Origin of the sequence: Wolbachia endosymbiont of Pentalonia nigronervosa, from assembly GCF_014534705.1 — a bacterium.
Taxonomy (GTDB): Bacteria; Pseudomonadota; Alphaproteobacteria; order Rickettsiales; family Anaplasmataceae; genus Wolbachia.
Genome location: NZ_JACVWV010000035.1, coordinates 1 through 5,129, shown reverse-complemented (window position 1 = coordinate 5,129; position 5,129 = coordinate 1). Strand labels below are relative to the sequence as shown.

Sequence of the window (5,129 nt, the reverse complement as noted above, 5' to 3'; positions counted from 1 at the left end):
ATTGCTGTTGCTAGGGAAATGCTTTCTGATAAAGTTGACATTAATACTATTGCTAAATTTACTGGATTATCTATTAATGAAATCAAAGACCTTCAAGAATAAGATGTCATTTATGATCTGGCAACCTCGTTTTTGTTAATCTATCACTTGTTGTTACACTACTTAAATGAGTCTTAGGTTTATTGCCTGCTTTTCCTGGTAACTGATTTCCTGGCCAGTTAGCATTATTTTGAGAAACAATAGAAAATATTTGATTTATTATTCCTTTAGTTAACTGCTGCAGTGAAAATGTTTTATTGGAAGAACGTACTTGCTCCGCTTCTGCAATTTCACGTTTTGACCCTGCAAAAGGAATGAATTTTGTTGCTTGCTCTACATTCGTACTATCCTTTAAGTTATTGAGATATTCCCTAGCTGTCATGCTAACTTCTTTTTTATCTAAGTGATCTTGGAATTTTTTGCTGCTTAAGTTCATATCAGCATTGATAAGTAGTGGTACACCACCTGCTACATTAATTTTAGTGCCAAAGTCATATAATTGTACCCTTGATACTTCTCGATCATTAATCTTGATAAGGCCAAACTCTTTATCCTGCTCTGCTAGAAGTTGTCGCTCCGTTTTTATTTCCTTTGCTAAAATTTGCTGATCTTCATTGGATAATTGGCTGTTAGCTTTAAAAACATCAAAATGCTCAACCAATAAACCCTTTTCTCCCACTTCATAGCCAGCAGACTTTATTCCCTTTTCTATAACTTGCATAAGCTGATCAACACTCTGTAACCCAGATACAAAAGCAACATTGGTGTCAAAGTATGAATAAGTATCACCTTTTCTATAAATTGCAATTACATGATTATTTGTCACTAAATGAATGGCAAAGTCATCTTTCATACCAGCGATATAGCACAATAAATTATTAAGTGCCCCATAACCTTTAGTATAAATTAAAGCTGAAGATAAGCTGCTCGTAGGTGAATCTAGCTGTTGTGCAAAACTATCAAGTAATTTACTAAAAGCAAAAATTTCTTTTTTCTCCCTGTCAGATATCTGTTTGCCCTGAGCTAACCGTTCATAAAGCTCTGCTGAAGTTGCCAAATTATTCAAAAATTGCTGTTGATTGCCAAAGAAAGCAGCCTGAGATAACCCACGAGTGATCGAAGTGCACTTACCGTTGATTTTCAAATTTCTTGCTTCAAAAGAAGGCAAATAGAGCCCTTGTCTTATTGATTCAACTTTTACGTGTGTAATATAATTAAAAATAAACTTATACAGATCCAAAAATGCTTTGTGCTGTTTTCCATAGTGTTGAATGCTGCACTTATCATTATCAATTTTTTCTTTTACTCTTCTTATAACACTGCTAATAGCTAAAACATCTGAATGTTTTTGCCCTAAAATAATCCTCTTTTTATCAAATACATATTGATAAGCTTCTAGTGCTTCTCTATACTGATGTTTTTCTTCGAGTTCCATTGCCATGACATAACAAATATTTAAAGTATCAGGGTGCCTTGTGCCTAAAGTAAGTAATGAATAAATACCAGTACTTTTTTCATCCGCATAATAAAGTGGTGTCCTATCATAATAGTCCCTAGCTCCAATATTAGCTCCTTTATCCACAAGATATGCAGCTACACAAAAATAGTTGTATTTAGCAGCCAAGTGCAAAGGAGTTACTTCACCATGAAGTAATGAACTAGCCTTAGCATTTACATAAGCCCCTCTTCCTACAAGATACTTTACTACATCTAGGTGCTTATGATATGTAGCTACATGTAAAAGAGTCCAACCACGTTCACCTTCAGTGTTAATATAAGCACCTTCATTTATAAAATATTTAAGTATATCTAAGTGGCCTCTCTCAGCAGCATAATGCATAGGAGTGTACCCATAATAAGAATCTTTAGCATTGAAATTAGCTCCTTTTTCTACGAGATATTGTACTACATTTAAGTGATTATAATAGGTAGCTATGTGTAAAAGAGTCCAACCACGTTCACCTTCAGTGTTAATATAAGCACCTTCATTTATAAAATATTTAAGTATATCTAAGTGGCCTCTCTCAGCAGCATAATGCATAGGAATGTACCCATAATAGGAGGAATCTTTAGCATTGAAATTAGCTCCTTTTTCTACGAGATATTGTACTACATTTAAGTGATTATAATAGGTAGCTATGTGTAAAAGAGTCCAACCACTTTCACATTTTTTATTACTTTCAATATTAATGTCAGCACCTTTTTCTATAAGCTCTTTAACAAGATAAAAGTTACCTTCCCTTGTAACACTGATTAGACCTTCATTTAATCTCCTTCGTGCTTGTTTTAAAAAATCTATTATACTTTTATCATGTGCCACTTCTAAAGGAATCTTACCAGAATCATCACTGAAACTTAAATTAGCCCCCCTTTCCACAAGATATCGAACTATTTCTAACTTACCATTAAGAGCAGCCAAGTGTAAAAGAGTACTACCATAACTACCCCTAGTATTAATATCAATACCTTTATCAACTAGGTACCTTACTAAACCTAAACAACCACTTTCAACAGCATCAAATATATTGCTACTATTAACACCTTTCTCTTCTATTAGATACTTTACTATACTTAAGTGATCATTCTTAGCAGCTAGCTGTAAAGGAGTCATGTCACGATTATCTTTGACATTGAAATCAGCACCTTGTTCTATAAGCTTTTTAACAAGATTAATGTTACCTTCATTTATGGCAACAACTAGACTACTATTTAATCTTTCTTGCGCTTGTCTTAAAAACTTCGCTACATTTGTATAACCTTTTTCAGTAGCAAGGTCTTTAGGTGTATTTAGGCTAGCATTTGTGACTGTTAAAATAGCACCTTTCTCCGTTAGATATTCTACCATATTTAATTTATTACTTTGAGAGGCCAAGTGTAAGGGTGTTGACCCAGTATTAGTAGTAGCATTCACATTAGCTCTTTTTTTATCCACAAGATACTGGGCTATCTCTAATTGGCCATCTTGAGCTGCAAGGTGCAAAAATGTTTTACCATATCTATTAGGAGTATTGATATCACTGATTTTTCCCTTTTGTATTAACCTTTCAATGCAAAATCTTGTTATATCTAAATTACCGATGGAAATAACATACTGTAAAAAGCGCATCTTTTGTTTATCCTCAAGGTGGGCAAAATATTTATCCCTATCCATTGGTAAATCAGCAATATTTGATAACAAATCAACGCCACTACAGCTATTATTTTTAGATTGTATGAATATCATAACAATATCCCAATGGAGCTTTTTAGCAGAATATCTCAGTAGTGAAGGTTTTTGTTCATTGTTATTCAAATCACGAAAATCAGCATCTTTTCTTAGTAAGGACTCAACAACGCTCCAGTACCCATTTTCAGCAGCATAGTGTATTGGTTTTTTACCTTGACCATCAGTCATGTTAACTTTAGTGCCTCTTGCTATCATAAATTCAGCTACACCAAAATCCTTGGAGCAAATAAGATAGCATAAAAATTCTACTCTCTGTTGATCATCAAGATGGCCGAAATAATTATCTTTATTATTATCCTCTATAAATAGCTTAACAATATCCCAGTGGGCATTTTGAGCGGAATGCTCTAGTAATAAGTCCTTCTGTACACTACTTAAATTGTTGAATTGAGTATCTTTTATTCTCAATAAAGATTCAACTATATCCCAGTGTTCTTTTTCAGCTGCATAATCTATTGGCTTTTTACCACTATTATCCGTAACATCAACATCAGCTCCTTCCTTCAGTAAAAATTCTACAACTGTAAAATGCCCCTTCCGAGCAGCAATATGGAGAAGCGTATTATCATGACTGTCTTTAATCGCAGTGACATTTATTTCCTTCTTTCTATCTTCCACTACCTTTTCTATACCATTAAGAACTCCTGTATAAGTATAATGGAACAGCAGCTTTTTTGCATTGAGGCCTTCAACACTTGCACCTTTTTCTGTTAAAATGCGATCAACTATATCCCAATTTCCTTGTTGTGCAGCATAGTACACAGCAGTACGTCCATTTTTATCTTTATTGTTGATATAATCCTTCGCTTTTTCTAATAAACAACTTACTACCTGTTCTCCACGGTTATACCTTGCCGCATAATGCAACGCTGTCTTGCCAAGTTCATCAGGTTTTCTTATATCTGCACCATTATTTATTAGAGCATCAACAATCTCTTCATAGCCTTCCTGAGCAGCATAATGCACAGCAGTTCTACCAAGATTATCAGTGACGTCAACATTTTCTTCTAATGATATCACATTATCTAAATCTAACTTTCCTTTCAAAATAGCTGCATGTACTCTATTTTTAGCTAAATAATAGTCAAGAAAGGTTTTTATTACTTCATTTTCGCTTTTAAACAGTTCCTTTGCTAAAAATTCCAATGTAGCTTGATATTTTTGACTATTTTTCCCCCTACTTAATCTATCAGCCAGAAAACCTGCAGCAAAATACTCTGCAAAAGTACGATGAGTGAAAACAATTCTATCATCAATACACTGCACTATTCCCACTAAGTTCATTTCTTGCTCCTCTTCTTCAGAAGGAAGTTTTTCGCCTATAAAATCTCCTTGCATCTCAGGAAATAGCACTCTAACTGCTAAACGCATATGTCTCTTATTAAGCCCCTCGGTAAATAAAACCTTTTGAACCTTATTAAAGTCAACATTTACTCCTATTTTACCTGCGTATACTCGATATTTAGCGTGTAAAAAGCAGTCATACAACTCAAGCATGTCAAAATTTTTAGGGAAAGTAAGTTCTGGATGATCTAAAAGTTCTTGGTCTTGTGTTGCTTCTTGAAAAGCTTCAGCAACCATTCTCATCTGCATAGGAACTCCCATGAATTTTCTTTCCTTATCACCAATAGATTCAGAAACAAATTCCAGAAGCTTGTTAATATAATTGTCTAGGTAGTGTAGACATTCAAAAAGAAAGGAGTTATAATAACAATTTTTGAGAGAAGCTAAGGATGTTATACGACTTAAAAGATAAGCAATGGGAAAGGATAAAGGAGAGTTTACCCGGAAAGAAAGGGGATAGTGGAAGGAGTGCAAAGGACAACAGAAAGTTCATAGCAGCAGTGATGTGGATAGGGCGAAC

Annotated in this window: 1 protein-coding gene; it reads right to left on the bottom strand. The window is 34.2% G+C overall.

The features are described 5' to 3' along the window. Positions 1 to 106: 106 nt before the first annotated feature. Entirely contained in the window at positions 107 to 4,852 is a 4,746-nt protein-coding gene (locus IC220_RS04280) for an ankyrin repeat domain-containing protein (RefSeq protein ID WP_188153322.1), read from the bottom strand. Positions 4,853 to 5,129 lie beyond the last annotated feature (277 nt).